This is a genomic window from Roseovarius maritimus, from assembly GCF_043355895.2.
In the GTDB taxonomy this organism is placed as follows: Bacteria; Pseudomonadota; Alphaproteobacteria; order Rhodobacterales; family Rhodobacteraceae; genus Roseovarius; species Roseovarius maritimus.
In genome coordinates, this window is record NZ_JBHFPF020000021.1 from 1 (window position 1) to 26,248 (window position 26,248).

The window sequence follows — 26,248 nt, forward strand, 5'->3', positions numbered from 1 at the left end:
TCATGCCCCCATCAGTTCGGGAGCTTGAATCATGCAGCCATCATGACCTCAAGGCAATTAATGGGTCCTGAGCCTAGAGACGTCCGTTGCAATAATGCTGACCTTGGACAGGTTGAGGCGCTGCTGGTTGATTCTCATTATCTCTCCAACTAACAACGCTGCTAGTTTATAAGCCGCACCGATAATTGCAGTGGCTATCACGATGTAGGGGATACGCGTTACAAGGATCGAGAATATCCTCGCGTTCTCATATTCGTCGATTACGGTAGTGAGGTTTGCTGCATTGAAGACTAGCAGCCCGGCCATGATGACCAGAAGAATTATTGGAATCCAAGACAGCTGCCAATACGTCTTAGTATTTTGAGAAGCTTGCGAGACGAACCCGCTTATCTCTGTTGGGAACATGTTGATGTCATCTTGAAGTAATCGTAGTTCCTGTTTCTGCTCGGCAATCTCAGTGGCAAGCCCTGAACGCTCAGCATTTCGTTCCGCGATATGCTCTTTGATCGCCTCCGCTTGTTCTTCCAGAGTGACAGCGGTTTCTTCGCGTTTTTTGACGTCTGCAACCAGTCCATTTCGTTCCTCTGTCAGGCGGCCAATCTGATTGTTCAGGTCTGTAACAGTCCCTTTAGCTTCGGTTATTTTACCGTTCAGCTCATCGCGTTCTTGGCGCAAGGTATCGAGTTTGGCGTTTGCTTCTTCCGCACTTTTGATAGCGCGTTCACTATCCTTAACAATGTCTGATTTGAACCGGTCTAGACGTGTAACAAGACGAACAAACTCTTCTAATTCACCAGACTGGAAGCCTATTAGAGAGACGGAATTCAATTTAGCTGCTGTCCACCATTTCTTCGGCGGCCGGAATGAAACTGACCTAATCAACTGATTAACGTTGCAGCGGTATGTAGTGTCAGAATCCCTTGAGATTTCCTGTCTTATTTCACCACCTTGTGCCATTTCCCATTTTACTTCGAAAGTGTCGTAGGAGGTATAGTTCTCCATAACAATGACAATTTCACACAAGAAAACGGGTTCTGAAAACTCATAGTCGAACCAGCGGTTGGCGCCGTCCATTGGCTCTTTCGCACCAGAGTTTGCAGCCAGCTTTGTGGTCTTGTTGGTGCGTCTATTAAGTAGTTCGAACGGTAGATTGGTGGCAGACTCAACGCCACTTTCTCTAAGTTGGTTCAGCTTGTCATTGGCGCCACTCAGGTCGACTTTATCCATAATTAAGTATCTCTTTTCTTTACGATAACTTTGGCCTGCGCCTCAACTCTTACAAAATATAACGACACCACTGTTATCTTTGTAGTAAAATATGAAGGCGCATGCAGCCCGCCCCCAATTGGGAGCAACGGCGGGTTCGGGATGCTGCGTTCCAACAATTTAATTTGTCACCAAGGTCAGCAGAGGGTCGAAAACACCTCTCCCAACGTTTTCCGCGATGTCACGAAAGCGTTTTTTCAAAAGCGGGTGCGAGGCTGTCCGGTCCGCGTTTTACACGTAGTTGAGAGTGACCATCGCCAGCACGATGTAGCGCCCGCCTTTCGCGAAAGTCACGATGAGCACGAAGCGCCAGAATGGCTCTTTCAGCAGGCCCGCGGCCAGGGTCAACGGGTCTCCGACGATGGGCAACCAGCTGCCCAGCAGACTCCAGAACCCCCATTTTCGATACCAACCGGAGGCGCGCTCAATCTGCTTTGGAGACACCGGGAGCCAGCGCCGATCAGCAAAGTGAGCGAGGTATCGCCCGAAAATCCAATTGACTACAGAGCCGAGAACATTCCCGGCTGTGGCCACCAAAATCACCAGCCAGACGGGATGGCTGCCAGTCCAAAGTAGACCTGCCAGCACAGCCTCGGACTGGGCGGGGATCAGAGTGGCAGCGAGGAAGGCCGCTGAAAACAGGCCAAAGAGTGACAGCATGTCAGCCGCGCATGGGCCAATGGCGATGCAGATCGTCGATGATGATTTCGTGCCGGTGAACCTTGCCGACTTGCCCCTCAAGATGCGGATGATCAGGCGGCAGGTCCGGGTGCTCATGAGGCAGACTATCCAGCGCTTTGGCGGGCCAGAACCGAAGTGCCGCCCCGATGCCGATCGCCGCCAGACCGGCCAGCACCAAGAGCGCGGGCAACGTTCCGAACGCGGTCATCAACCAGCCGGACAGCGGATAGGTCAGCAGCCAGCAAGCATGGGACAGCGCAAATTGCGCGGCGAAGATCGCGGGGCGGTCCTCCGGGTGTGCAGAGCGGCGTAGGAGGCGGCCTGAGGGCGTCAGCACGGCCGAGTTGCCCAAGCCGATCAGCAGCCAGACAAACAGCAGAAGCGGCCAGCTCAACCCGAAGACCAGGATGACGCCTGCGATCCCCAGCAGCGCGGCGACCATGAGCCATGCGCCGGCCACCATCATCGGTCTGTCAGGCAACCTGTCGAGCAAGCGCGGCAGGGCAAGCGCCGAAATCATGCTTCCTGCCCCGAAGGCGAACATGGTCCAGGCCAGGGCGGTATCATCGAGCCCCAGTTGCCCTCGCACGAGAACCACGGAGTTGACGAGAACCATCGCGCCTGCGGAAGCGACAGCCAGATTCAGGCCCAGCAGTCCGCGCAGCCGCGGAGTGGCGAGGTAGATGCGGATGCCCCGGGTGGTCCGGTCATAGATCCCGCGCGGCTTCGTCGCCTTGGGACTGGGCAGGATGACCGACAGCACCAGCAGTGCAGAAGCAACAAAGCCCGCGACAGTGCCGAGAAACAGCGTGTTGTAACTCATCACCGCTAGCAGCATCGCGGCCAGGGCGGGCGAGACGATATTCTCCAGATCATAGGCCAGGCGCGACAGTGAGAGCGCACGGGTATAGCGCGCCTCGTCCGGCAGGACATCGGGGATCGTTGCCTGAAATGTGGGCGTGAAGGCGGCAGAGGCCGACTGCAGCAGGAAGATCAGAACATAGACCTGCCAGATTTCGGTGACGAAGGGCAGCGCCAGTGCCACCGCCGCCCGGATCAGATCCAGGGTGACCAGCATGGCGCGGCGCGGAAGGCGGTCGGCAAATGCGCCTGCGATCGGTGCGATGCCGACATAAGCCACCATCTTGATCGTGAAGACGGTGCCGAGCACGAGCGCGGCCCGGTCTCCCGCAAGATCAAAGGCCAAGAGGCCAAGCGCCATCGTCGCAAGGCCGGTGCCAAGGAGCGCCACGACCTGCGCCAGGAAAAGATGCCGGTAGGTTCGATCAGCGAGAATGGCCAGCATGGTGCGCTCACAGATAGCGGGTGATCGCCTTGAGTTCAGCACGATCGGTCTCTGATCCGTCGATATTGAGGCAGTGGTCAATATGCTCATGTATCAGCACGCGCTTGGCATTCGTCACGGCCTTCTCGACAGCCTGAAGCTGCTGGGCGACGTCGAGGCAGGGTTTGCCATCCTCCAACATCGCGATAACCGAGCGAAGGTGACCGTCGGCACGTTTCAGCCGGGCAATGAGCGCAGGATGACTTGCATGAGTGTGTGTGTCTGACATACTAGTGTCGTATCCTCCCAGGGGGGATAGAACAAGATAGCGCAGTGACGGCGCTGCAAACAAATAGAGCGGACAGGCAGGCTTGATGACAGCTTCACGTAGACTCGGAAAAGCCGCCTTCGCGACGCTTCTCTGCGTGGCCGTTCTTGTCTGGTCAATCATGCCCACGACGTCCCATGTCCCCACGGTGCTGGATGTGCTCCAGGAGCACTCGGAAACGATTGCAGAGCATGGGCATTCGCACGGACTCGAGGAAGACCTTGCTTGGGCCATGCACGGACACAGCCATGACAGCGTCGATCATGATCACAGTCAGGCACTGGTGCTTGCCCACGATCCTGCCGGTCAACCGCTGGATATCTACAAGGCAGCATGGCGGCTGAGTTCGGCCTTCGCTCATCCTCTGAGAATGGACCTGATCGAACGACCACCGCGCGTGTGATCGCCCGCGCCTCTCGGGCGCCATCGATCATTCCAACCATTCGCGGAGTTCAATCCATGAAAACAGTCCATCTGGGCTGGACCGATCCAGGTATGCGCCGGATCGTGGTCCTGTCCGCCATCACACTCTCATTGCTCTTTCTAAGCACGGGCCATGCGCTTGCCCATAACGTCACGCCCGGGGATGCGGGCTATATCCAGGAGATCTGGGGGGTGAACATCATTCCCTTCATGTATCTCGGGGCCAAACATATGGTTACCGGCTACGATCACATCCTGTTCCTGCTGGGTGTCGTCTTCTTTCTCTACAAGATGAAAGATGTCGGCATCTACGTCAGCATCTTCGCTGTCGGCCATTCAACGACAATGTTGGCGGGTGTCTGGTTTGGCTGGGGCATCAACGCCTACATCGTCGATGCGATCATCGGCCTCTCGGTCGTCTACAAGGCCCTCGACAATCTGGGTGCATACCAACGCTGGTTCGGGGTCCAGCCCAACACTAAGGCCGCGACACTGATCTTCGGTTTTTTCCACGGAACGGGCCTGGCTACCAAGATCCTCGACTACGATATCGCGTCGGAAGGGCTGCTGGCCAATCTTCTGGCGTTCAATGTGGGAGTCGAGCTGGGCCAACTAATGGCACTTGGCGTCATCCTCATCGTCATGGGCTACTGGCGGAAATCCCCGAATTTCTTCCGCCAGGCCTACACCGCCAACGTCGTCATGATGTCCATGGGGTTCATCCTCATGGGCCTTCAGATCACCGGCTATTTCGTAGCCACCTGAGAAATAGGAGACCCAAATGTTCAACGCAGAAAAACCAAGTCTTGAAGAGCTGCCGAGCTCCACGCAACTGCTCCGGTCTACCGCGATCGCCGCCGCCAGCGCGGCCGCAATCTTGATCACAGTGGTGCTTCCAGCCGAATACAACATCGATCCGACCGGGATCGGTGGTGTGCTCGGGTTGGCGGAGATGGGCGAGATCAAGGTCCAGCTGGCAGAAGAGGCCGAAGCCGACAGGCTGTTGGAGCTCGGCACAGAGGATCAGTCCAGCTTGATGGGTGACATCTTCGGGATTTTTGTCGGCAGCGCATATGCGCAAGAGGTCGAAGGCTGGCGCGATGAAACAAGCTTTACGCTTGCCCCCGGCGACTCAGCAGAGTGGAAACTCGTTATGGAAGAAGGCCAGAAGGTGGAATACCGAATGCTCGTCGAAGGCGGTCGCGTGAACTTCGACATGCATGGCCATGGTGGTGGGCAGTCGGTGACCTATGACAAGGGCCGCGGCTCCACCGGAGACGAAGGCGAACTTGTCGCCGAGTTCGACGGCGAACACGGTTGGTTCTGGCGCAACCGCGACAGCTCGGAGGCCACCGTCACTGTTCAGGTGCGCGGCGAATACGCCGAGTTCAAGGACGCCAGCTGAAGGCTGGGCTGCCGGTGCTTTGCTAGCGAGCACCGGCAGCCATTAGGCGCAGAAGCCAAGATTTTTGCACGCATCACAAATGTAGATGACCGGGAAATTCTTCGGCGAAGCGAGAAGCGTAGAATTCCTGTGCTCCGCCGAAGGACCGCCAATCGTTGGCGGTGAGGATCCGACGGAGCGCTGCCTCTGACGGGAGCGAAATTTTCTTAAGACCAGAACGGGTAAGCATGCAATCCACATGGCCCGCAGGCGCGCTCCATCGCGCCCTGTGGAGGTTCGGACGTTGGGGTATTTCGCACGCGTCATCCCCCTCATCGAAGAGCCCGGATCAGATGCGGGGTTCGTTCCCCCAATCGGTTTCCGAATTGGCAATCTGAGCGGGAAGAAGCCTCTTCCCGCCCTATCTGCGGGTTACCCGCTGGACTACTCAGGCATCATGCCGCCGATTGCATACATGCCATCGGCGCCCTTGATCAGCATGAGGGTCACTGTATCGCCCTCAGCGATGTCGCCCATCATTTGAGCGTCCTCTGTCACAGGCAGATCCATAGTCATAGCGGGCCAGCCGATTTCGGGGATCGGCTCATGGCTGACATTGGCCATGCCATCGCTCAGGGAGTTCAGCGTAGCCGTGGTGTGGACAGCGCCCCTCATTTGTTCTGCGCTCATGTTCATCTCCGAATGATCCATTTTAGTGTGGTCCATTTCGCTGCTGGTCTGGGCGATAGCAGGGCCAGTTAACATGCCAAGGGCGATCGTGAGGAGAAGAGGTTTCATGGGATATCCTTTCAGGTCAGGGAAGGGTCCGGCCTTCATTCGGCCGGGGTTTGCGCTGCATCCGGCGTGGCCGGTGTCAGCAATTCGCGGTTGACCCGTTTCAGGGCCAGCCGTTTCCAGATCACGAAGATCGACGGAATGACGAAGAGGGTGAGGAGGGTTGCGGTAGCCATGCCGCCCACCATCGGGGCGGCGATGCGCTGCATGATCTCCGAGCCTGTGCCAGTGCCATACATAATCGGGATCAGTCCAGCGAAGATGGTCGCAACGGTCATCACCTTGGGCCGCACGCGCAATAACGCCCCCTCGAAGACAACCTCCTCGACGTCCAGCGGTGTCATCTCGCGCCGCTCCTGCGAAGCCTCGCCTCTCCGCTTCTCCCAAGCGAGGTTGAGGTAGAGCAGCATCACGATCGCCGTCTCGACAGCTACGCCGGCCAGCGCGATGAAGCCGACCAATACGGCCACAGAGATGTCGAAGCTGAGATACCAAAGGAACCAGACGCCGCCCGCCAAAGCGACGGGCAGCGCGGCGAGGATGATGCCCACCTCGATCACCCGGTTGAAGGCCATGAACAGCATCAGCGTGATGATCAGCAGGGTGGCCGGGCCAACAAGTTTCAGCCGCTCCTGCATCCGCTCGATATATTCATACTGGCCTGACCATGTGATCGAATAGCCCGGCGGCAGGGTGACCTCTTCGGCCACCAACGCGCGTGCCTCCTGAACGTAACCTCCCAGATCGCGCCCCGCTATATCGACAAAAACAAAGCCGGTGCGCCGCGCGTTTTCCGAGCGGATCATGCCGGGGCCGTCTTCGATGCTGATCTCGGTCAGGGTGCCCAGCGGGATATGCGCGCCCTGCGGCGTGACGACGGGCAGATCGCGCAGCGCCTCGGGGCTGCTGCGCCAGTCCTGTGGGTAGCGTAGGTTGATGGGATAGCGCTCAAGGCCCTCGACGGATTCCGACACCTGCATGCCGCCGATAGCGGTCTGCACGATGTCCTGCACATCCCGCACACTCATCCCGTAGCGCGCGGCCGCGTCTCGGTCGGGGTTGATCTCGATGAAGCGCCCGCCGATGGGACGCTCGGCATAGGCCGAGGCGGTGCCTTTGATGCCGCCGACCACGCGCTCGACCTCGATCCCGATCTGCTCGATTACTTTCAGGTCCGCACCGGATATCTTGACGCCGACGGGTGTCTTGATGCCGGTCGCCAGCATGTCGATGCGGTTCTTGATGGGTTGGATCCAGACGTTTGTGACGCCGGGAATTTGCACCGCGCGGTCCAGTGCATCGCGAATGCGGTCCATCGTCATGCCCTCGCGCCATTCGGCTTCGGGCTTCAGCTGGATCGTCGTCTCGATCATCGTCAGCGGCGCAGGATCGGTGGCCGTGTCAGCGCGGCCCAGCTTGCCGTGGACAGTCTCGACTTCGGGAATGGTGGCGATCATCCGGTCGCTCTGTTGGAGCACCTCACGAGCCTTGCCGATGGAGACGCCCGGATAGAGCGTCGGCATGTAGAGGAAATCGCCCTCGTTCAGCTCGGGCATGAACTCGGTCCCGATCCTTTGCAGCGGCCACCACATGGACGCGACCAAAAGGCCCGCCAGAAGGGTCGTGGCCCAAGGCCACGCGACGGCCGCGTCAAGGAAGGGTCGGTAAATCCAGATGATCAGCCGGTTCAGCGGGTTCTTGCGCTCGGGGATGATGCGCCCGCGCACGAAATAGCCCATCAATACGGGCACCAGCGTGATCGACAGGATCGCGGCGGCGGCCATCGCATAGGTCTTGGTAAATGCGAGCGGCTTGAAGAGGCGCCCTTCCTGGCTCTCGAGCACGAAGACCGGCAGAAAACTGACCGTGATGATGGCCAGCGAATAAAAGAGAGCTGGCCCCACTTCTGAGGCGCACTCGCTGACGATACGCCACCTGTTCTCGGGTGTGATCTTCTCCTTCTCAAGCCGTCGGTGCATCGCCTCAATCATCACGATGGCGGCGTCCACCATGGCGCCAATGGCGATGGCGATGCCGCCCAGCGACATGATGTTGGCATTCACCCCTTGAAACTTCATCACGATGAAGGCCGCCGCGATACCAAGGGGCAGCGAGACGAGGATCACCAGGGACGAGCGGATGTGCAGCAGGAACGCTGCGCAGACGAGGATGACGACGATGAATTCCTCGGTCAGCTTCTTTTGTAGGTTTTCGATTGCCCGCTCAATCACGCCTGCGCGGTTGTAGGTCGTGACGATCTCGACGCCCTCGGGCAGGCTGCTGCGCAGTTCCTCCATCCGCGCCTCGACCGCCTTGATCGTGCTGAGCGCGTTGCCGCCCCAGCGCAGGATCACCACACCGCCCACGGCGTCGCCCTCGCCATTCAGCTCGCCTACGCCGCGGCGCATCTCAGGTCCAAGGCGAATATCGGCGATGTCGCCAATCGTCAGGGCCGCGCCCCGATCATTGACCATCAGCGGGGCCTTGGCGATATCGGCCAGCTCGTCGACATAGCCCGTCGAGCGGACCATGAACTCGGCCTCGCCCATTTCGATCACGCTGCCACCGGTTTCGCGGTTGGCGTTCTCTATGGCGGACCTGATCTGGCCCAGCGTCACGTCATAGGCACGCAGCTTGTCCGGATCGACGACGACTTGGTATTGCTTGACCATGCCGCCGATCGTGGCGACCTCGGAGACGCCCTCGACGGTCTGCAGTTCGTATTTCAGGAACCAGTCCTGCAGGCTGCGCAGCTCCGAGAGGTCATGCCCCCCGGTTCGGTCAATCAGCGCATACTGATAGATCCAGCCGACGCCGGTGGCATCGGGGCCCAGCTCGGGCGAGGCCCCCTCAGGCAGGTTCGACGTGATCTGCGCGAGATACTCCAAAACGCGGCTGCGCGCCCAGTAAAGGTCTGTGCCATCCTCGAAGACGACATAGACGTAGCTGTCGCCGAAAAAGGAAAAGCCGCGCACGTCGCGGGCGCCCGGAACGGCCAGCATGGCAGTGGCGATGGGATAGGTGATCTGGTCCTCGACCACCTGCGGCGCCTGGCCCGCATAGGGCGTGCGCACGATCACCTGCACGTCCGACAGATCGGGAATGGCGTCCACCGGAGTCGAGCGGATGGCCCACACGCCTACGACGCCCATCATGATCGCCAGCGCGAGGATGATGACGCGGTTGGCGATGGACGCCTTAATGATGGCGCGGATCATTCGCCTGCCCCCTCTGTGATGCCCACGAGGGTCATTGAGAAGTCAGGGTTGCGGCGCAGCTCCAGGGTAACATCCTCGCCCGTGGGGAGCGTTGCGGCATTGACCGAAGGATCAATCGCGAAATCCATGGTCATCCCCGGCATTCCGATCTCGGTCATCGGTCCGTGCGTGATGTTGGCCTGGCCCGTCACGGCGTCGACTGAATTGATCGTGCCGCTCACCTCCATTGGTGGAATGACGGGTTCGGCCTTATCCAGCACCATCGTCATGCCGTCCGGCCGCGCGAAGGTTAGGATCATGTCCTGACCGGTGACCAGGCTGCTCGTGTCCAGCGTCTTGGCCAAGCCAAAGTCCATCGTCATTCCGGGCATGCCGATCTCGCTAATGGGGCCATGGCTGATGGTCGCCTTACGCGCGCCCGCATCGACGGCGTCGATGGTGCCGGTGACGGTGATGGGCGGCACCTCCATGGCGCCCTTTATTTCGGAGTGGGACATATCCATTTCCTCGTCCATCCCCTCGGCGCGCACCGCGACGATGGTGAAGAGACCGTCCGCGCCCTTCGACAGATCGAACTCCACAGGCGCGTCGATGGGCACCGAACCCGGATCGAAACCCGCGACCGGCATGTCCATCTCCATCGCCGGCCAACCGAGGGCCGGAATGGGGTCGTGCGACAGCGCCAACTTGCCATCCGGTGTTACTGCCGTGACCCGGCCCGTGCCGGTCGCCGCAACACCGTCATCGGTGCCAAGCATGGTCAGCCCCAAGAGGCCATCCGCGCCGCGCACCGCGCGAAACGCGACCTCCTGCCCCACTTCCAGCCCGTCCAACGGGACATCAGCGCGCAGGGTGAAGTCGGTGGTCATCGTGGGCCAGTCCAGCGCCTCGAGCGCGCCGTGGCGGATCGTGGCCACGCGTGCCTCGGCATCGAGCGCGACGAGCGTGCCCGTGCCGGGGGCGGGCGCCGCCTCGGTCGGGGCCATGCGCATCATGCCTGCGTTCAGCGCGCTTTCGCTGTCGATCAGGAACTGCGCCGAGGCGACGACTTCTTCGCCGGGTGCAAGACCTTGCATAACCTCGGTGCGCCCGCCCTCGCCGAAGGCGTCGCGCAGACCGGTTGTCACGAGGCGCGGCTTGAAGGTGCCGTCACCCGTTTTCAAGACCACGCGCTCGGCCGAGCCGGTGCGGATAATCGCCTCGGACGGCACTGTCAGGGCCATCCGGTCGTCGCTGGGCATCAGGCTGATCTTGCTGAACATGCCGGGGCGCAGCGCGCCGTCGGAATTGTCGAATTTCAGTCGAACAGGCAGGGTGCGGGTTTCGGGGTCGAGTTCGGGATAGATGTAGTCGATCTGGCCTTCAAAGGCGCGTGTGGGCAGATGCTCGAATCGGGCGGCGGCGCGCATATCCTCGTTCAGTCGCGCGATATCGCGCTCGAACACATCTACGATTAGCCAGACGGCGCTGGGATCGCTTAGCGATACCGCGCGCGTGCCAGGCTGCAGATACATCCCCTCGGCGGCCTCGAGCGAGATCACGACACCGTCCTGTGGCGCAAGGACCTCGATATTACGGGCCAGGGTGCGGCTTTCCTCGATCTGGGTGATCTGCCGGTCAGACATGCCCTGACTGCGAAGCGCGTTGCGCGCTGCATCGATGATGCGCGAGTTTCCGGCCTCGAGCGCGCGGATCAGATCGCTGCTGGACGAGCCGATGACGGGCGAGAACATTTCGAAGAGAACGTCGCCTTTGGTCACCGGATCCCCGATGGCGCGCACGTTCATGACCTCAATCCAACCCTCGACACGGGTATGGACGTGACTGGTCAGATGCTCGTCATACTCGACAAATCCGACGGTCTCGACCTTGCGTGCCACGTTCTCGCGCCGGGCAAAGGCGGTGCGCACGCCGATCGCATTGATTTCGGCGCCCGAGAGCATCACCTCGGCGGGATCGCCCGCGGCTTCCTGACCGGCATAGACCGGGATCAGATCCATCCCCATAGGCGATTTGCCGGGGCCGGGTTGACGGAAGTTCGGATCCATGGGTGCGACCCAATAAAGAGCCTCTTCTCCACCCGCGCCCGCCTCATCAGACGGATTCAGGTGCAGTCTTTCAAGATAGATACCGCCCGCCGCGCCCGCGACGAGGGCAAGTGCGGCCAAAGCCGAATAACGTCCACGCATGTTTGCCTCTGATGCGATCACCCGTTGGGGTGCCGCCTAATTCGATCAAAATCGCGCGCAAGCCCTCCTGAGCTTGCACAGCTAAAGAGTGATCAGAGGGCTTGAGGAGGGCGGTCTTGAGTAGAAGATGCGCGTGAGGGCAGCGTGGAGGCTTCGATCGGCCAGCCGCCACTTTCCACCAAGGTGCCTACGAGGACGGGCGCCGCCATCTCTACCGAGGTGAGCGCAGTTCCGATCGCTGGCATGCAATGCATGGACGCATCTGGCGCGCCACCAGGCTCTGTCGCGTCCATTGACATGTGATCGAACTGATCGCTGTCGTCCATTTGCTTGGCACTCGTCATGCAATCAACGGGATGATGATCGGCCGACATAGCGACCTCGTGCTGGGCTTCCATCTGATTGCCGGGCAGGCAGATCATGTCATTCGCTGCGGCGGGCAGCATCGCAATCGCCAAGAGCATGACGCCCATGAGCACGGTATGTGCCAGTCGGACGACCAGTCTCGGCCTGCAATTGCGGAATGAAGCTACCATACCCTTGAGTTACGATTAATCATACGCAGGTCAAGTAAGAAGCGCGTGAACGCAAGCGAAGGGCAAACCGTGATGATCTGTGCTCAGCCATGTCATCAGAGCTTCTGCCGCCTCAATCTAAGTGCATTCGTAATGACTGAAACCGACGACAGGCTCATGGCGGCGGCTGCGATCATGGGTGAAAGCAAAATGCCTGTGAAGGGATAGAGGATGCCGGCGGCAATCGGCACTCCAGCCCCGTTGTAGATGAATGCAAAGAAAAGGTTCTGCTTGATGTTCCGAAGCGTAGCCTTGGCCAGCTTGCGTGCCCTGACAATACCGACAAGGTCGCCGCTCAGGAGCGTGATGCCGGCGCTTTCTACAGCAACATCCGCACCTGTGCCCATTGCGATGCCCACATCGGCGGCTGCGAGGGCCGGAGCGTCGTTGACCCCGTCGCCTGCCATGGCAATGGAGGCGCCTTTTGCGCGCAACTCTTCCACCAGCGCTTTCTTGTCCTCGGGCAGAACGCCAGCGCGAACTTCGTCGATGCCCAGTTGCCCGGCGACGGCTTCTGCGGTGCGCTGATTGTCGCCTGTCGCCATGATGACCCGAAGGCCGACCGCGTGAAGCTCGCGGATCGCGCTGGCGGTGGTTTCCTTGATAGGATCGGCAACAGCCACCAGCCCGGCGAGTGCGCCGTCCAGCGCAACATACATCGCGGTCTTGCCTTGAGCGCGTAACTCATCGGCGGCCTTGTCGGCTTCTTGCGTATCGATGCCCAACTCGGTCATCATCGCCGGGTTGCCAAGGGCAACTTGTCTACCTCCGACCAGTCCTTGCACACCCTTCCCGGTCACAGACTCGAAATCCGACGCCTTCTCAATGACGATATCGCGGGTCCGGGCGCCCTCAACGATTGCTTCGGCCAAGGGATGCTCCGATCCACGCTCCAGCGCGGCGGCCAGCCCAAGAAGGGTCTCGTCAATGATATCAGCCATGGCCACGACATCGGTAAGCTTGGGGCGTCCTTCGGTTAGCGTTCCTGTCTTATCCACGATCAGCGTGTCGACCCGCGCCATGCGCTCCAACGCTTCGGCATCCTTGATCAAAACGCCGGCTTGCGCCCCGCGCCCGGCGGCAGTCGTGATCGAGATCGGCGTGGCAAGGCCCAAGGCACAGGGGCAAGCGATGATTAGCACGGAAACCGCAGAGGCAATGGCGAAAGCCAATGCTGGATCTGGACCGATCCAGAGCCAGACAGCGAAAGAGGTCAGCGCAATGGCCACGACGGTCGGGACGAAGATCGACGAAACCCTGTCGGCCATGCCCTGGATCGGCGCCCGGGAGCGGCGCGCACCGGCGACCATCTCGACGATCTGGGCCAACATCGTGTCTGCGCCGACCTGGGTGGCCCGGATCGCCAATGTGCCGTTCTTGTTAATCGTGCCCCCGGTCACGCGATCACCCTCCCGTTTCTCTACGGGCAGCGGTTCGCCGGTGATCATGCTTTCATCGATGCTTGAATGTCCCTCGACGACCTCCGCATCCACCGGGACGCTGTCACCAGGCCGAACGCGCAGAAGATCGTCTTCACGGATGTTTTCGAGGGGGGCCTCATATTCATCGCCATTTGGAAGGATGCGCCGGGCTGTCTTCGGCGCCAGATCGAGCAGCGCCTTGATTGCGTCACCTGTTTTCTCGCGCGCTCGCAACTCCAGCACCTGACCTACGAAAATCAGCGTGATGATGACAACCGCGGCCTCGTAATACGTGCCGACGCTTTCACCCATCCTGTATTCGGCGGGAAAAACGCCCGGCAGAAAGGTCGCGAAAAGTGAGTAGAGATATGCCGCGCCGACACCGAGCGCGATCAACGTCCACATGTTGGGCGAAACATTGCGGATCGACTCCCAGCCTCTGCGGAAAAATGGCGCCGCGGCCCAGAGCACGATAGGCGTCGCCAGAACGAACTCGATATAGATGGCCAGTTGGTGACCCAGCCAGTCCCTGACCGGCAGGCCGACAAGCTCGCCCATAGTCAGGATCACCAGCGGCACCGCCGCCACCGCGCTGATCCACATGCGCCGCGTGAAATCGACCAGTTCCTCGCTGGGTTCATCCGTGGGCAGAAGCGGCTCAAGCGCCATGCCACAGATCGGGCACGCGCCAGGCTCATCGCGGATGACTTCGGGATGCATCGGGCATGTGTATTGCGTTCCGGGGGTCGCCGCGACAGCGGCTTCCCTGCTGCGGCCAGAAGCGTAATACCATGGGTCGCTCTGGAATGTCGCTTGGCAGCCTTCGGAGCAGAAGTGAAATCGCTCCGAGCCGAAATCCTCGTGGCGGGTCTCTTCAGTGACGGCAACCGTCATGCCACAAACAGGATCCTGTGCGGACTTTGCACCCTCCGGCACGTTGTGTCCGACGCTGCCGTCATGGTGGTGTGGATGATTTTTTGTCATGACGTGCTCCGATTGCTTTGCAGTTCAGAAGATGGGCGTTCCAGCGGGGGGAGGGTCAAGTCATGATCCAGAACGCGTGCGCATCGCTTATTTCTGCATGTCTGAGTGAGGCTCAGCGTCGTTTTGGCTCCTTTTGCGCAGGAATAGCCACTCGAAGACAAAGACAGCCGCCATGAGCCCCAGCGATATGAAAACGATGAGCGGATCACTTTGCCATTTCATCCCGGTAAATGCCGCGAGAACGACGACATCAAGGGCGATGGCGCAAAGCATGACCCACCCCTTGGCCCCGATGTCTTCCTTCAGATGACGAAACACACCCCAATGGATGATCATGTCCATTACGAGGTAGAAGAACACGCCGAGAGATGCGATCCGGCTGAGATCGAAAAAGACCGTCAGCACGCCCGCGATGACGACCGTGTAGACCAGCGTGTGATCTCGGATTTTGCCCGTCATGCCGAAATGGCTATGAGGGATCAGCTTCATGTCGGTCAGCATGGCCAGCATGCGCGAGACCGCGAAGATGCTGGCGATCAGGCCCGACGAGGTGGCGACAATGGCCAGAAGGACAGTCAGGTAGAAGCCTGTCTGCCCTAGCGTTGGCCCGGCAGCTTCGGCCAGCGCATAGTCCTTGGCGGCCACGATCTCCTCCAGGCTCAGGCTGGATCCGACGGCGAAGGCGACCAGTAGATAGACGATCACGCAGATGCCAATGGATGCGATGATCGCCCGTCCGACATTGCGATGAGGGCTGGTGACCTCGGCCCCGCTATTGGTGATGGTGGTAAAGCCCTTGAACGCCAGGATGGACAGCGCGACGGAAGCGACGAAGCCAGTCGCCTGTGTCGATTGCTGATCAGAGGCGGCCTCGAATGAAATGCCGCCCGCCCAGAGTGCTGCCGCCCCGAAGAGCGCGATGCCACCCACCTTGATGACGGCCATCACGATGGAAAACAGCCCGACGGATTTGTTGCCAGCAGCGTTGATCAGGTAGGCAAAGACTATGAGGCTAACGCCAAGCGCGGGCACCAGCCACGAGGACTGATCCATACCGAGGCCACGTAGTAAATAGGTTGCAAAGGTTCGCGCTACGAGGCTCTCGTTGATGACCATGGACAAGGCCATCAGCAGGGCCGCGCCTGCGGCTATGGTCGTCGGCCCGTAGGCTTTTTGCAGGATCATCGCGATGCCGCCCGCCGAGGGGTAAGCGTTCGACACCTTGATATAGCTGTAAGCGCTGAACGCTGTGACAATGGCGCCAACGATGAACGACAACGGAAAGAGAGGTCCGGCAAGCTCGGCGATCTGACCGGTCAGTGCGAAGATCCCGGCGCCGATCATGACGCCTGTGCCCATCGCGATAGCGCCTGCGAGGGATATGCTGTTTTTCTGATACTCCGAGGTCACATCAATTTCCTTAAATTTCATTTGTTCTTGTCATTTGCCCCGCTCTCGCACGGCGATGGCAACCAATGGGATGAGCGTCACGATACCAAGGCCGATCGCGATCCACGTGGCAGAGCCTGGCTTGCCACTCACGGCCTCCATGCCGAAATGCGCCAGAAAAAAACTGGCCGGGATGATCCCGGCCAAGGTAGCCAGCGCGAAACGCCAGAAATGCAATCCGCTAAGCCCGGCCGCGTAACTGACCAGATCGAACGAGACGAAAGGCATGAGGCGACTGGCCAGCACTGCCCCGGTCAATGCGTTCTGCGAGCCGAGCCAGCCAAGATCCACCTTCTCGCCGAACCACTTCACCATGATGTCGCGACCCAGAAACCGCGCGAGCGCGAAAGCGATGAGCGCCCCGAGCTCGGCGCCGATGACGACGTAGACGGTGCCCGCCGTATGGCCATATGCCGCGCCCGCCGCCAAGGCGATGGGCGCGCTGGGGATCGGCGAGGCGACGATCGCGGCAGTCATGAGAAGCACGATCAGAAGCGGGCCCCAGAAACCGGCAGCCCTGAGCCAGGTTTCTATTCGCGCCCCGTTCAACTCATCGATCGGCAGCTCCCAAGGACCAAAAAGGATCGCCACGGCGGCGCCGAAGCCGAGAAGGACAACCACGACCGTGGTGCGTTGCCGCGACGATAATTCTCCGAGCATGCGTGGGGCCCTCGCCGATCATCCAGACCTCGGGTCTAACCGCTTCAGTCCTGTTTCTTGTGTGATCCGTGGCCCATACCACCTGCGCCAGAGTGCATCTTGGACATCATCTCGGCATGTGCGGCCATCTCATCGCTGCTGAGGGCGCCGTTGCCATCGGTGTCTAGTTGCGCGAACCGCTCGGTCAGGTGTTGCTGCATCATCTTGATGTGCATCGCTTCGAATTCGGCTGGGGACAGGCTTCCATCGCCGTCCGCGTCGTTTTCGGACAGCCTGGTCTGCATCATGTCGCGCATCTCATCAGCGCTGACGGCGCCGTCACCGTCCTTGTCGGCCATCTTCATCATGTCGGCCATCATGCCGCCCATCATGCCTTTGCCAGAATGCATGTTCCCCATCATGCCAGCAGGGCTTTTTTGGCTCGTGGCTGCATCGGTCGACGACTTGGTGCCATGGCCGTGGTCCGTTTGGGCCAGCGCCGCCGATCCTACGGCTGTCGATGCGGCTAAAGCGAGGATGAAAAGAGGGTGAGTAGACATGGTGATCTCCGTTCTTGAGGTTTCGAAAACATATAGCGAAAGCGCGATGATGAGGACGCGATGCCGTCCCTGCATTCATCACTGCGCTTGAGGGCAACATTTCAGGGCGCGGTCTGTTCCGATCCGCGGGCGCCACGCAGGTGCCTTGCAGATCGGTGGTCAGTCGACGGGTTTCAGCGGTCAGCGCCGGCTTCGGGCGGCAGCGGGCCGTCGATACCATCAGCGTTGGTCTTTGTATTGCGGGCGTGAACGGTATCAGCGTGAGTGTCTTCTCCCGGCTTCGCCATCAGAGTGCCATCGCTGTAGCGGTCAAGGTGCTGGACGTCGCCGGTGCTGAACGAGCCGTTGTTCTGGACGGATGTGTTTTCAGGCAGCTGGTGATGGCCGCTCATATGGCCTTGGTTGGCATAAGCCGCGCCGCCTGCGGAGATGGCGCCGATCAGGGCGAAAATCTGGATGGTGCTACGTTTCATGTTGAGGCTTCCTTCTGCTCTCGTTGTCGATGACTTCTACTTGAGCATTGCGAGGGTGGCTTCAACGGGGCTGAGAGGCGGGTTTGTATCACCATGTCACGACGCCGAACCACGATACCTTTCGTTACATTTTTCAGGCGTTTGGCGGATACATTCCGATACAAAATTCGGTAACGTCCTCCCATGGCAGATGCGCATCATATCCTTGTCGTCGACGACAGCCTCGAGATCCGGAACGCGGTGTCGCGCTATCTCATCAAGAACGGGATGCGCGTGACCAAGGCCGAGAATGCATCCGAGATGGATGCCGCGCTCGCCAAGAGCCGGTTCGACCTGATCGTGCTGGACGTGATGATGCCGGGCGAGGACGGGCTTTCGATCTGTCGTCGCCTCTCGTCAAGCGGCACGATCCCGATCCTCATGCTTACCGCACTTGGCGAGGAGATGGACCGCATCGTTGGCCTTGAAGTGGGCGCGGATGATTACTTGGCCAAGCCGTTCAATCCGCGCGAGCTATTGGCGCGGATCAAGGCGATTCTCCGACGCGCGGGCCGACCCGAGATGTTCGCCGGCTCCCTTGCGGGCCGACGAATCAGTTTCGGACACCAGACATTGAACACGGATACGCGGGTTCTGGTCGATGAGGACGGTGCGGAGGCGCAGCTCTCAGTGTCGGAATTCAAGCTGCTGACCGTTCTTCTGGAACGGCCGCGCCTTGTGCTGACGCGGGACGAACTGCTGGATCTCACTGCAGGCCGCACGGCGGGTCTCTTTGACCGGACAATCGACAATCAGGTCAGCCGGCTGCGCCGCAGGGTCGAAAAGGATCCGATGCGCCCGAAGCTGATCACGACGGTTCGGGGCGGGGGATACTGCCTGTCGGCAGATGTCGAGGACGCAACATGACGCGCCGGTTCCTTGGCAGCTTGCGGGGGCAGCTTGTGCTGCTGATCATCGGCGCGCTTTTGCTGGCCCAAGCCATCAGCCTATGGCTTTTCGTCGATGAGCGTGGCCTCGCTGTGCGCGCCGCGCTCGGATCCGAAGCCGCCGGCCGGGCGGCGAATGTCGCGCGCCTGATCGAGGAGGCGCCGACGGATTTGCAAGCGTCCATCTTGCGCGCCGCAGACTCGCCTCTTGTGCGGTTCAGCATAACGGAGCAGCCCGAGGTCGATCATCTCGATCATGAGGATGGCGGCAGCGTCGAGGCGCGGATGCGCGCGCTTCTCGGCCCGGACGACGATCGCCCCATCCGAGTGGAACTGCACGAGGCCGAGGGCAGTCTGACACCCATGTCGCATATCAATGCGGACGCCAGCACGATGCATCTGCAGATGATGCAAGGCGCATTGTCGACACTGGAGATGACCGTGTCGGTCGGGCTCGAAGATGGCCGCTGGCTGAATGTCGATACCCGGTTCAATCGCCCTCCGTTACAATGGCCCGTCATCTCGACACTGAGCTTCGGGATCACCGCCGCGTTTCTGTTGATTGCCGCGATCTGGTTCCTTCTGAGCCGTCTCACGGGGCCTTTGCGGCGCGTGGCCTCGGCAGCTGAGCGCTTTGGCAAAGGTGAAGCGCCCGGTGCCTTGCCCGCAACAGGCCCGCGCGAAGTGCGCGACCTGACAGTGGCCTTTAACGAGATGCAGGATCGGCTGACACGCCATATCGCGGATCGCACTAGGGTGCTTGCGGCCTTAGGGCACGACCTGCGCTCGCCTCTGACGGCGCTGCGTGTGCATGCGGAACTGGTGGATGAGGACGACATTCGCGACAGCATGGTTTCCTCGATCGAAGAGATGCAGGAGATGGTCGAGCAAACCCTAGCTTTCGCGCGCGGCATGGCCATGTCGGAAGAGGTGCAGACGCTGGATGTAGGCACGTTTCTCGAGAAGCTGCGGCAGGACATGGCGGGCGGTTTCGAGATGCGTGATGTGCCGGCTCTCCAGATCCGAATGCGACCCAACGCAATCCGCCGCGCCCTGCGGAACCTTGTCGAGAACGCGGAACGCTACGGCGGTGGCGCTTTCGTGACAGTGCGGGCGAATGATGGCAGCCTTGCCATCGAGGTATTGGACGAGGGCCCCGGCGTTCCCGAGGCAGAGCTTGAGCGCGTGTTCGAGCCCTATTTCCGGCTGGAGCAGTCACGGTCACGCAATACTGGCGGCACCGGTCTGGGTCTGTCGATTGCCCGGACGATCGCGCGGGCGCATGGCGGTGACGTCATCCTGGAAAATCGGTCCGCAGGCGGCCTGAGGGCGACGCTGATCCTGCCGCGGGAGAACAGCGTCTGACTTGCTGTTTCGAATAGGAATGGCCCCCCGCAAGTGTCTTGCGAGGGGCGTGCTCAATCTTGCCTAAAACATGATCCGCGTGCCCACGACGACCGAGAAGGCATCCTTGTCCTCGCCCGCTGCGCGCAGCATGTCCGATGTGTCGCCAAAGGCCCGCTCGTAATTGATGCCGACATAGGGCGATACCGCGCGATCGATCAGATCATAGCTGATGCGTGCCCCGATCTCGACTGTCGGGCCCCAGGCGCCCTGATTGGCCGCCGTGTCGTCCTTGAAGGGCAAGGTCATCTCGACGCTGGGCACCAGGATCAGCCGGTTTGTCAGAAGCGCCTCATACTCGGCCTCAGCCCGAAAAAACGGGTGATCCGAGACATAGAGATCGGCATCGACCTCGAACCATTGCGGGGCAAGACCCTTGACGCCGAATACGGCGTTGTAGCGATCCGGACCGCCGTCGGGTGTGCTTGCCTGGATGCCGACGACCGAGTCGAAGAAGTCCGAAATAGGCATCTGCAGGCGGAGCTGATTCTCCAGCCCCTCGAACTCGCCCGAGGACTCTCCCAGCTCGCCCTCGCTGCGCCAGACGAAGCGCAACTCATCGGTGCCGGCAAGTGCGTCGAAATCCCACACCACGGCATCCTCGCCATCGTTGAAGCGATATTCGAGTTGCTCGGCCTGAAACCCCCAGATGGGCTTCTCGGCCGCTGCCGGTGCGCCGAGAAGGGCGGTGAGCGCTGCGGCAAATGAGGTCAGATAGATAGGTTTCATAGGATTGATTCCTTTCCTGATAGGGCCGCTCATGACGGACCGCCTTCAACGATCACCTTGCGGAACATGCCCGCCTCGGCGTGATAGGACAGGTGGCAGTGGAACGCCCATTGGCCGGTCGCGTCGACCTCGGTCTCGGTGTAGACGGTGGTGCCTGGTGCGATGCTGACCGTGTGCTTGATCGGATCCCATTTGCCCTTGCCGGTATCGAGGATCGTCCACATACCGTGCAGGTGCATCGGGTGGCTCATCATCGTCTCGTTGACGAACTTGAAGCGCACGCGTTCGCCGTATTTCAGGCGGATCGGGTCGGCGTCCTCCAACTTCTTGCCGTTGATCGACCAGATGTAGCGCTCCATGTTGCCGGTCAGGCGCAGCTCGATCGTGCGGGTCGCCGGGCGATCCCGGTAGAGCGGTCTGGCCGCCTTCAGGTCGTTGTAGGACAGGAACTTGCCACCATTCGCCGCACTGGGGATCAGGCCGCTGCCCGGCGCGTAGAACTCGCCGACCCTGCTGTCACGGGCACTGTGGTTCATGCCCGGCATCGCCATCTGGCTATGGTCCATGGTCTGCGTGCTACCGGACATATCCATCTTGCTGTGGTCCATGGCCTGCGTGCCACCGGACATATCCATATTGCTATGGTCCATGCCCTCCATGTCGTCGGACATGTCCATCTTGCTGTGATCCATGCCCTCCATGCTGCCCGACATATCCATCTGACTATGGTCGATACCCTCCGGCATCGTCGTGCCCTGCGAGGACATCGTCATGCCGCTATGATCCATGCCACCCATGTCCATCGACATGCCGTCCATCATGCCGCCCATATCGGCCATGGTCAGCAGTGGTTGCGGACGCATGCGCGGGATGAGCCCGGCATAGCCTTGCTTGGGCGAGAGCGACCCGCGCACCATGGCGGTCCGGCCCATCGACTCAGCGATGATGCCGTAAGCCTTGGCCTCGCGGGGCTGGACGATCACGTCATAGGTTTCTGCCACCGAGATACGCAGCTCGTCCACCGTCACCGGCTTGACGTCGTTGCCGTCAGCCTGAACGACCGTCATCTTCAGTCCCGGAATGCGGACATCGAAATAGGTCATGGCGGAGGAGTTGATGAGGCGCAGGCGCACCTTCTCGCCGGGCTTGAACAGGCCGGTCCAGTTCTGTTCCGTGCTCATACCGTTGATGAGCGGCTCGAAGCCTTGGACATCTTCGATATCCGTGGGCATCATGCGCATCTTGCCCCACATCGCCCGATTTTGAAGAGCCTGCTTGAAGCCATCCTCGCGGGAATCGCGCACCAAGTCCTCGAGCGTGCGCTGAGAGCGGTTGTAGTAATCGGCAGACATCTTGAGATTGCGGAAAATGCGATCGCCGCTATGGGGATGTTTATCCGTCAGCTGCACCACGTAGTCGCGGTCGGCGCGGACCGTCTCGCCGCCCTTCGGCTCGATTACGATGGCGCCATATGCTCCGTCGGGCTCCTGAAAACCGGAGTGACTGTGGAACCAGTAGGTGCCAGCCTGTTCGATCGGGAACTGGTAGGTGAATGTCTCGCCCGGTTTGATCCCGTTATAGCTGATGCCCGGAACACCGTCCTGGTGGAAGGGTAGGATCAGGCCGTGCCAGTGGATCGAGGTGCTTTCGCGCAGGTTGTTCTTGACGTTGATCGTGACCTGCTCGCCTTCCTTGAAGCGCAGGACGGTCGGGGTCTGGCTGCGGTTATAGCCAATGCCGGTCTTCTTGAACGTTCCGGTGTCGATGCGGATCTTGTCGACGCTGACATTGTAGGTGCCTGCCATCGTCATGCCGCCGGACAGGGCGAGGGCCGCGGCTAGAATGGCCGTTTTGAAAAGGGGGATGGGTTTCATCTCCGGTCCTTTCGGAATTGTTTTGGGAATAGCGCTGAAATGCGCGCGCATTGCCACGAACAGGAGAGACACGCGAAGTGCTGCTGCGGATCGTCTCGCCCTATTCAGGCAGAAATATTGGGTGACCTCACCCTCGTGGAGGAGGCGTGTCACCAAAGAATGCGAGAACGTCCCACCCTGCAGTGCCGAAGGCGTAATAAGTCGGGAGCTGAAGCGCCATCAGCCGAGGTATTGCGGAGGGTTGCGGCAGCACTGTTGCACAATGCGCCATCATGGCTGCACAGCCGTCCGACTGGTGGTGATCCATACTGTCCGGGAGACAAACGGCATGAGCCCGTCCATCATCGGCCATCTTAGTCGCTTGCGAGGAGCGAGGGGTCTCGTTCGCAGCCGCCATATGGGGAGTGATCGCCGAAACCATCACGGCCAAGGCAAGAAGCCATCCCCCCAAAAATCTGCGCAGCTGTGCCATCTTATCCAGACTTGTCCGCTTCTAAAGATCCTCCAAAAAAATCTGTCATATCCGCTGAAACTGCAAGCTTACACTTCGTTACAATAAAGCCCGCGATGTGCGCTTGACCCTCCCGCGCAGGAATCCTTTTCTTTGTCAAACTGAGGCGGACACGGCTTTCAAAGGCGGTGGTTGCCCACTTCGTATTCAGTATCCAACCAAGGAAGCGCGATGACATTTTTCAGATCCATAGGGGCCGTTACGGGTCTTATTCTTTTTGCAGGCTCCGCTGTGGCGAGTCCGGGGCATGGCTCCTCCATCGGCGAGGCGGGCGATCCGGCAAAGGTCGATCGCATTATCGAGGTCAGCATGTCCGAGATGAAATACGAGCCCGCAACCATCAGCGTCTCTGAAGGTGAGACGATAAAGTTCGTGGTGCGCAACGATGGCAAGCTCGTCCATGAGTTCAATCTGGGCACCAAGGAGACCTGGGGAGGGCATAAGTCCGAGATGCAGAAGATGATGACATCGGGGATGATGACGATGAACAAGCTCGATCATGCCAAGATGATGCAAGGCGGCATGATGCACAATGATCCGAATGCCGCACTCCTTGATCCAGGGCAGAGCGCCGAACTCGTGTGGACTTTCACAGAAGCTACTGAGATGGGCTTTGCCTGCAACGTGCCCGGGCACCTTGAAGGCGGAATGGTCGGCGACATCGAGTTTTCGGGTCACTAGCGGGACAGGCCCGAGGGGACGCCCCCTCGGGCGAGTCGGTCTTGCCTGAAGAGGCCCCCTGCACGGTAGATCGACAAGCGCGATCTAGCCGCAAGACAAGGAATCTTGAGGATCCATGAACACCAAACGATTATCACTTTTGGCGCTTTTGGCTATCGGCGCGGCGGCCACCTACTGGGGGGTGATGCCGCAAGCGCCGCAGACAGCGGGGCGCTCCATGGCGCCCTCGGACAGCAACGACATCGGACAGGGCGCGCTAATCGCCGATGTGACTGTGCCAGCTAAATTGACGGCGGATGCGCAGATCGGCAAGCGGGCCTATGAGGCAAAATGTGCCGAGTGCCACGGGACCAACGCCGCCGGGCAGAACGGCATCGCGCCCCCTCTCGTTCACAAGATTTATGAGCCCAGCCACCATTCGGATATGGCGTTTGTCATGGCGGCCAAGAACGGTGTGCGCGCGCATCACTGGCAATTCGGAAATATGGCCCCGGTTGGCGGTGTGACCGACGCCGAAGTCAAACTAATCACCCGTTATGTGCGCGAATTACAGCGAGAAAATGGGGTTTTTTGATCCAAAGCGTGAACTCAGCCTTTCGGGCGGGCCGCTTGGGATGTGCTTCTTATGCTAGGAGCTTTTGGCGAAAACATGGACAAAGTCGCTAGAAAAAGATGGATGCTAGGCTGCCCTATCGGTCTCATCTCAGCCATTTTGCTTATCTGGTTTCTGACGCTTGGCGAACAGGCGAGGATGCCACCTCCGGCAAAATTCGATTTGACTGAAGGTTCGGATCTCTACCAGGGTTATTGCGCGGATTGTCACGGTGCTGAGCTAGAAGGCCAGCCCGACTGGCAGTCACCTGGAACAGACGATGTTTTCCCGGCGCCGCCCCACGATGAAACGGGTCATACTTGGCATCACTCTGACGCAACCCTTTTCGACTATACGAAATGGGGTGGCGCGGAAACACTTGCCCGACAGGGCGTCGACTTTGCCAGCGGGATGCCGGGGTTTGGCGATGACCTGACAGATGATCAGATCAGAAACATCTTGGCGTTCATCAAATCAACATGGCCGCAGGAGAAGCAAAACGCGCAAGCCCGGAGAAGTGCCAAAGATACTGAGGCGAGCGGTTTGTGAGGTTGCGCAACCTCACCAAAAACGGAGACACCGCGAAGCTCTAGCCACTTGCCAAGGCGTTCTGTGGTAATTCGAAAATGTTGGTCAGGCACCCGCCATCACTTGAACATCATATCCCGCGCCTTGGATCACCCCGAGGAGCGCTGGAGCGTCCAGAACGCTTTCGACTTCGATCATCCGCGATCCCGTGTCGCAACTCATTCGTGCAGCAGGGTCGGCTGCCTTGATCGCTTTCTCGATGGTCGAGGTGCAATGGCCGCAGCTCATGCCGGGAACCTTAAATTGTTTCATGGTCATCTCCTTTGTGCATCTACTTTTCTTTCCCTGCGAGATGGGGTGCTCCTGCGCTGGAAGGTCAAGAGATGGGGCGAAACTTTCCGCCGCTCCTCAAAGTTCAATCATCGACCTCGCCACTTGAAAGGTGCTCGGCTCTGCGCCCCGCATCGCCTAGTGCAGGAAAGATCTAGGATGACGAACAACAGCTCTTCGCCTCGACCGCGTGGCGCAAATGGTATCGTGCATTGCCGTGCGGTTATCCGTCGCTCGAGGTTTTACAGAGTAAAGGCCTGCAACTCAGATGTTGGTGGCCTTGTTTGGTTTGCGTGCAGCCCGAGGAGCAGATGGAAATGGTGATAGCGGCGGGATTGGCCGTTTTGCTCTTCGGCCTTTGCGGGGTGGTGCATGCGCACGCGATGTCCTTTGTCATGCGACTGACCGAGCGCAGGAACGTCACAGGCATGCGAGGGCTTCTAGTGGCTCTCTACGTGCTCGCCATGGCCCATGTCGCCGAAGCTGGCCTCTATGCACTTGGGTTTGCCCTTGGCGAACAAATGGGAGTAGGCGGCTTCAAAGCCGGCAACGTCACTTCCTTTATGGATGTCTTCTATTTCTCGGTGGTCAATTACACCTCACTCGGGCTCGGGGACATCTACCCTACCGGGCACCTGCGCTTTCTCGCGGGTGTCGAGGCGCTGAATGGTTTTCTCCTGATCAGCTGCTCGGCGTCAACGATCTTCCTGGTCACGACGCACGACAAGCGGCGACCCTGAGAATGCGAGGAAATTCTTTTTTTTCGGAACCCTCCAGCGCTGGAGCATGGTTTTATCCTCATTCAAAAGGCCGAAACCGAGGTTTCGAGCATCCTTATGCAAAAGGGGAAAAGCCATGCCCTACTGGAGATTTGCCGCCATGATCGCGACATCAACAGTCGTGATGTTCATCCTGATGTATCTCAAGTAAGCCTCCGGGGGTGGCCGTCTGATCTCGGGATCGATCCGATGGTAAGTCCGACCTTATGTCCGACTTTATCAAC

Annotated in this window: 25 protein-coding genes; 9 read left to right on the forward strand and 16 right to left on the reverse strand. The window is 59.8% G+C overall.

What is annotated here, in order from left to right:
• Window positions 1-57 precede the first annotated feature (57 nt).
• From ACEWPM_RS19375 to ACEWPM_RS19390, 4 genes are all read right to left on the reverse strand, one after another.
• A complete protein-coding gene (locus ACEWPM_RS19375; protein WP_393963989.1) occupies window positions 58-1,227 on the reverse strand; it encodes a hypothetical protein in 1,170 nt (389 codons plus the stop codon).
• 270 nt (window positions 1,228-1,497) lie between these two features.
• Window positions 1,498-1,926, reverse strand: a complete 429-nt coding sequence (locus ACEWPM_RS19380) for a YqaA family protein (protein WP_076530833.1) — start codon at window positions 1,924-1,926, stop codon at window positions 1,498-1,500.
• 1 nt (window position 1,927) lies between these two features.
• Window positions 1,928-3,253 carry an MFS transporter gene (locus ACEWPM_RS19385; protein ID WP_076530831.1) on the reverse strand — a complete coding sequence of 442 codons (1,326 nt, stop codon included), beginning with the start codon at window positions 3,251-3,253 and terminating at the stop codon, window positions 1,928-1,930.
• A 7-nt stretch (window positions 3,254-3,260) separates the two neighbouring features.
• Window positions 3,261-3,521, reverse strand: coding sequence for a metal-sensing transcriptional repressor (locus tag ACEWPM_RS19390; RefSeq protein WP_076530830.1), 261 nt, complete (start codon window positions 3,519-3,521; stop codon window positions 3,261-3,263).
• Between the two features lie 85 nt (window positions 3,522-3,606).
• Between ACEWPM_RS19390 and ACEWPM_RS19395 the strand changes: the two genes are divergently transcribed.
• The 3 genes from ACEWPM_RS19395 to ACEWPM_RS19405 are packed head-to-tail and all read left to right on the forward strand — an operon-like array spanning window position 3,607 to window position 5,388.
• A complete protein-coding gene (locus ACEWPM_RS19395) occupies window positions 3,607-3,963 on the forward strand; it encodes a hypothetical protein (RefSeq protein WP_083686959.1) in 357 nt (118 codons plus the stop codon).
• 56 nt (window positions 3,964-4,019) lie between these two features.
• Window positions 4,020-4,748: a HupE/UreJ family protein gene (locus ACEWPM_RS19400; protein ID WP_076530828.1), complete on the forward strand. Its 729-nt coding sequence runs from the start codon at window positions 4,020-4,022 to the stop codon at window positions 4,746-4,748.
• Window positions 4,749-4,764: 16 nt separating this feature from the next.
• On the forward strand, window positions 4,765-5,388 hold the full coding sequence (locus ACEWPM_RS19405; protein ID WP_076530827.1) for a transmembrane anchor protein: 624 nt from the start codon (window positions 4,765-4,767) through the stop codon (window positions 5,386-5,388).
• Window positions 5,389-5,811: 423 nt separating this feature from the next.
• Here the strand turns inward: ACEWPM_RS19405 and ACEWPM_RS19410 are convergent, their stop codons facing one another.
• From ACEWPM_RS19410 to ACEWPM_RS19450, 9 genes are all read right to left on the reverse strand, one after another.
• Window positions 5,812-6,165, reverse strand: a complete 354-nt coding sequence (locus ACEWPM_RS19410; protein WP_076530825.1) for a copper-binding protein — start codon at window positions 6,163-6,165, stop codon at window positions 5,812-5,814.
• Window positions 6,166-6,200: 35 nt separating this feature from the next.
• Window positions 6,201-9,380 (reverse strand): efflux RND transporter permease subunit, encoded by a 3,180-nt coding sequence (locus ACEWPM_RS19415; protein WP_076530824.1) that lies wholly within the window; start codon window positions 9,378-9,380, stop codon window positions 6,201-6,203.
• The gene (locus tag ACEWPM_RS19420) at window positions 9,377-11,569 is read right to left on the reverse strand and encodes an efflux RND transporter periplasmic adaptor subunit (protein ID WP_076530822.1); all 2,193 of its coding nucleotides are present in this window, start codon (window positions 11,567-11,569) and stop codon (window positions 9,377-9,379) included. The genes ACEWPM_RS19415 and ACEWPM_RS19420 overlap by 4 nt, the downstream gene beginning before the upstream one ends.
• Window positions 11,570-11,661: 92 nt before the next feature.
• The gene (locus tag ACEWPM_RS19425) at window positions 11,662-12,015 is read right to left on the reverse strand and encodes a hypothetical protein (protein ID WP_139329163.1); all 354 of its coding nucleotides are present in this window, start codon (window positions 12,013-12,015) and stop codon (window positions 11,662-11,664) included.
• A gap of 185 nt (window positions 12,016-12,200) precedes the next feature.
• Entirely contained in the window at window positions 12,201-14,549 is a 2,349-nt protein-coding gene (locus tag ACEWPM_RS19430) for a heavy metal translocating P-type ATPase (RefSeq protein ID WP_076530820.1), read from the reverse strand.
• An 87-nt stretch (window positions 14,550-14,636) separates the two neighbouring features.
• The gene (locus ACEWPM_RS19435) at window positions 14,637-15,980 is read right to left on the reverse strand and encodes an APC family permease (protein WP_083686958.1); all 1,344 of its coding nucleotides are present in this window, start codon (window positions 15,978-15,980) and stop codon (window positions 14,637-14,639) included.
• Between the two features lie 9 nt (window positions 15,981-15,989).
• Window positions 15,990-16,658 carry a TVP38/TMEM64 family protein gene (locus ACEWPM_RS19440; protein WP_393933646.1) on the reverse strand — a complete coding sequence of 223 codons (669 nt, stop codon included), beginning with the start codon at window positions 16,656-16,658 and terminating at the stop codon, window positions 15,990-15,992.
• 44 nt (window positions 16,659-16,702) lie between these two features.
• Entirely contained in the window at window positions 16,703-17,272 is a 570-nt protein-coding gene (locus ACEWPM_RS19445; RefSeq protein WP_092746209.1) for an EF-hand domain-containing protein, read from the reverse strand.
• A gap of 98 nt (window positions 17,273-17,370) precedes the next feature.
• A complete protein-coding gene (locus tag ACEWPM_RS19450) occupies window positions 17,371-17,670 on the reverse strand; it encodes a hypothetical protein (RefSeq protein WP_076530817.1) in 300 nt (99 codons plus the stop codon).
• 183 nt (window positions 17,671-17,853) lie between these two features.
• On the opposite strand from ACEWPM_RS19450, the gene ACEWPM_RS19455 reads away from it, so the two are divergent.
• Entirely contained in the window at window positions 17,854-18,576 is a 723-nt protein-coding gene (locus ACEWPM_RS19455; RefSeq protein ID WP_076530815.1) for a response regulator, read from the forward strand.
• Window positions 18,573-19,961, forward strand: coding sequence for an ATP-binding protein (locus ACEWPM_RS19460; RefSeq protein ID WP_076530813.1), 1,389 nt, complete (start codon window positions 18,573-18,575; stop codon window positions 19,959-19,961). The genes ACEWPM_RS19455 and ACEWPM_RS19460 overlap by 4 nt, the downstream gene beginning before the upstream one ends.
• A 63-nt stretch (window positions 19,962-20,024) precedes the next feature.
• Here ACEWPM_RS19460 and ACEWPM_RS19465 read toward each other — a convergent pair whose 3' ends face one another.
• Together ACEWPM_RS19465 and ACEWPM_RS19470 are read right to left on the reverse strand one after the other, a co-directional pair.
• On the reverse strand, window positions 20,025-20,729 hold the full coding sequence (locus tag ACEWPM_RS19465) for a copper resistance protein B (protein WP_076530812.1): 705 nt from the start codon (window positions 20,727-20,729) through the stop codon (window positions 20,025-20,027).
• 29 nt (window positions 20,730-20,758) lie between these two features.
• Window positions 20,759-22,603 carry a copper resistance system multicopper oxidase gene (locus tag ACEWPM_RS19470; RefSeq protein WP_076530810.1) on the reverse strand — a complete coding sequence of 615 codons (1,845 nt, stop codon included), beginning with the start codon at window positions 22,601-22,603 and terminating at the stop codon, window positions 20,759-20,761.
• Between the two features lie 682 nt (window positions 22,604-23,285).
• Here ACEWPM_RS19470 and ACEWPM_RS19475 point away from each other — a divergent pair.
• From ACEWPM_RS19475 to ACEWPM_RS19485, 3 genes are all read left to right on the forward strand, one after another.
• Window positions 23,286-23,795 carry a cupredoxin domain-containing protein gene (locus tag ACEWPM_RS19475; RefSeq protein ID WP_076530809.1) on the forward strand — a complete coding sequence of 170 codons (510 nt, stop codon included), beginning with the start codon at window positions 23,286-23,288 and terminating at the stop codon, window positions 23,793-23,795.
• A gap of 115 nt (window positions 23,796-23,910) precedes the next feature.
• Window positions 23,911-24,369 (forward strand): c-type cytochrome, encoded by a 459-nt coding sequence (locus ACEWPM_RS19480; RefSeq protein ID WP_393933642.1) that lies wholly within the window; start codon window positions 23,911-23,913, stop codon window positions 24,367-24,369.
• Window positions 24,370-24,444: 75 nt separating this feature from the next.
• Window positions 24,445-24,936 (forward strand): c-type cytochrome, encoded by a 492-nt coding sequence (locus tag ACEWPM_RS19485; protein WP_393963988.1) that lies wholly within the window; start codon window positions 24,445-24,447, stop codon window positions 24,934-24,936.
• A gap of 84 nt (window positions 24,937-25,020) precedes the next feature.
• Here ACEWPM_RS19485 and ACEWPM_RS19490 read toward each other — a convergent pair whose 3' ends face one another.
• On the reverse strand, window positions 25,021-25,227 hold the full coding sequence (locus ACEWPM_RS19490) for a heavy-metal-associated domain-containing protein (protein WP_076530803.1): 207 nt from the start codon (window positions 25,225-25,227) through the stop codon (window positions 25,021-25,023).
• Between the two features lie 329 nt (window positions 25,228-25,556).
• On the opposite strand from ACEWPM_RS19490, the gene ACEWPM_RS19495 reads away from it, so the two are divergent.
• On the forward strand, window positions 25,557-25,985 hold the full coding sequence (locus ACEWPM_RS19495) for a potassium channel family protein (RefSeq protein WP_244512534.1): 429 nt from the start codon (window positions 25,557-25,559) through the stop codon (window positions 25,983-25,985).
• Window positions 25,986-26,248: the final 263 nt, after the last annotated feature.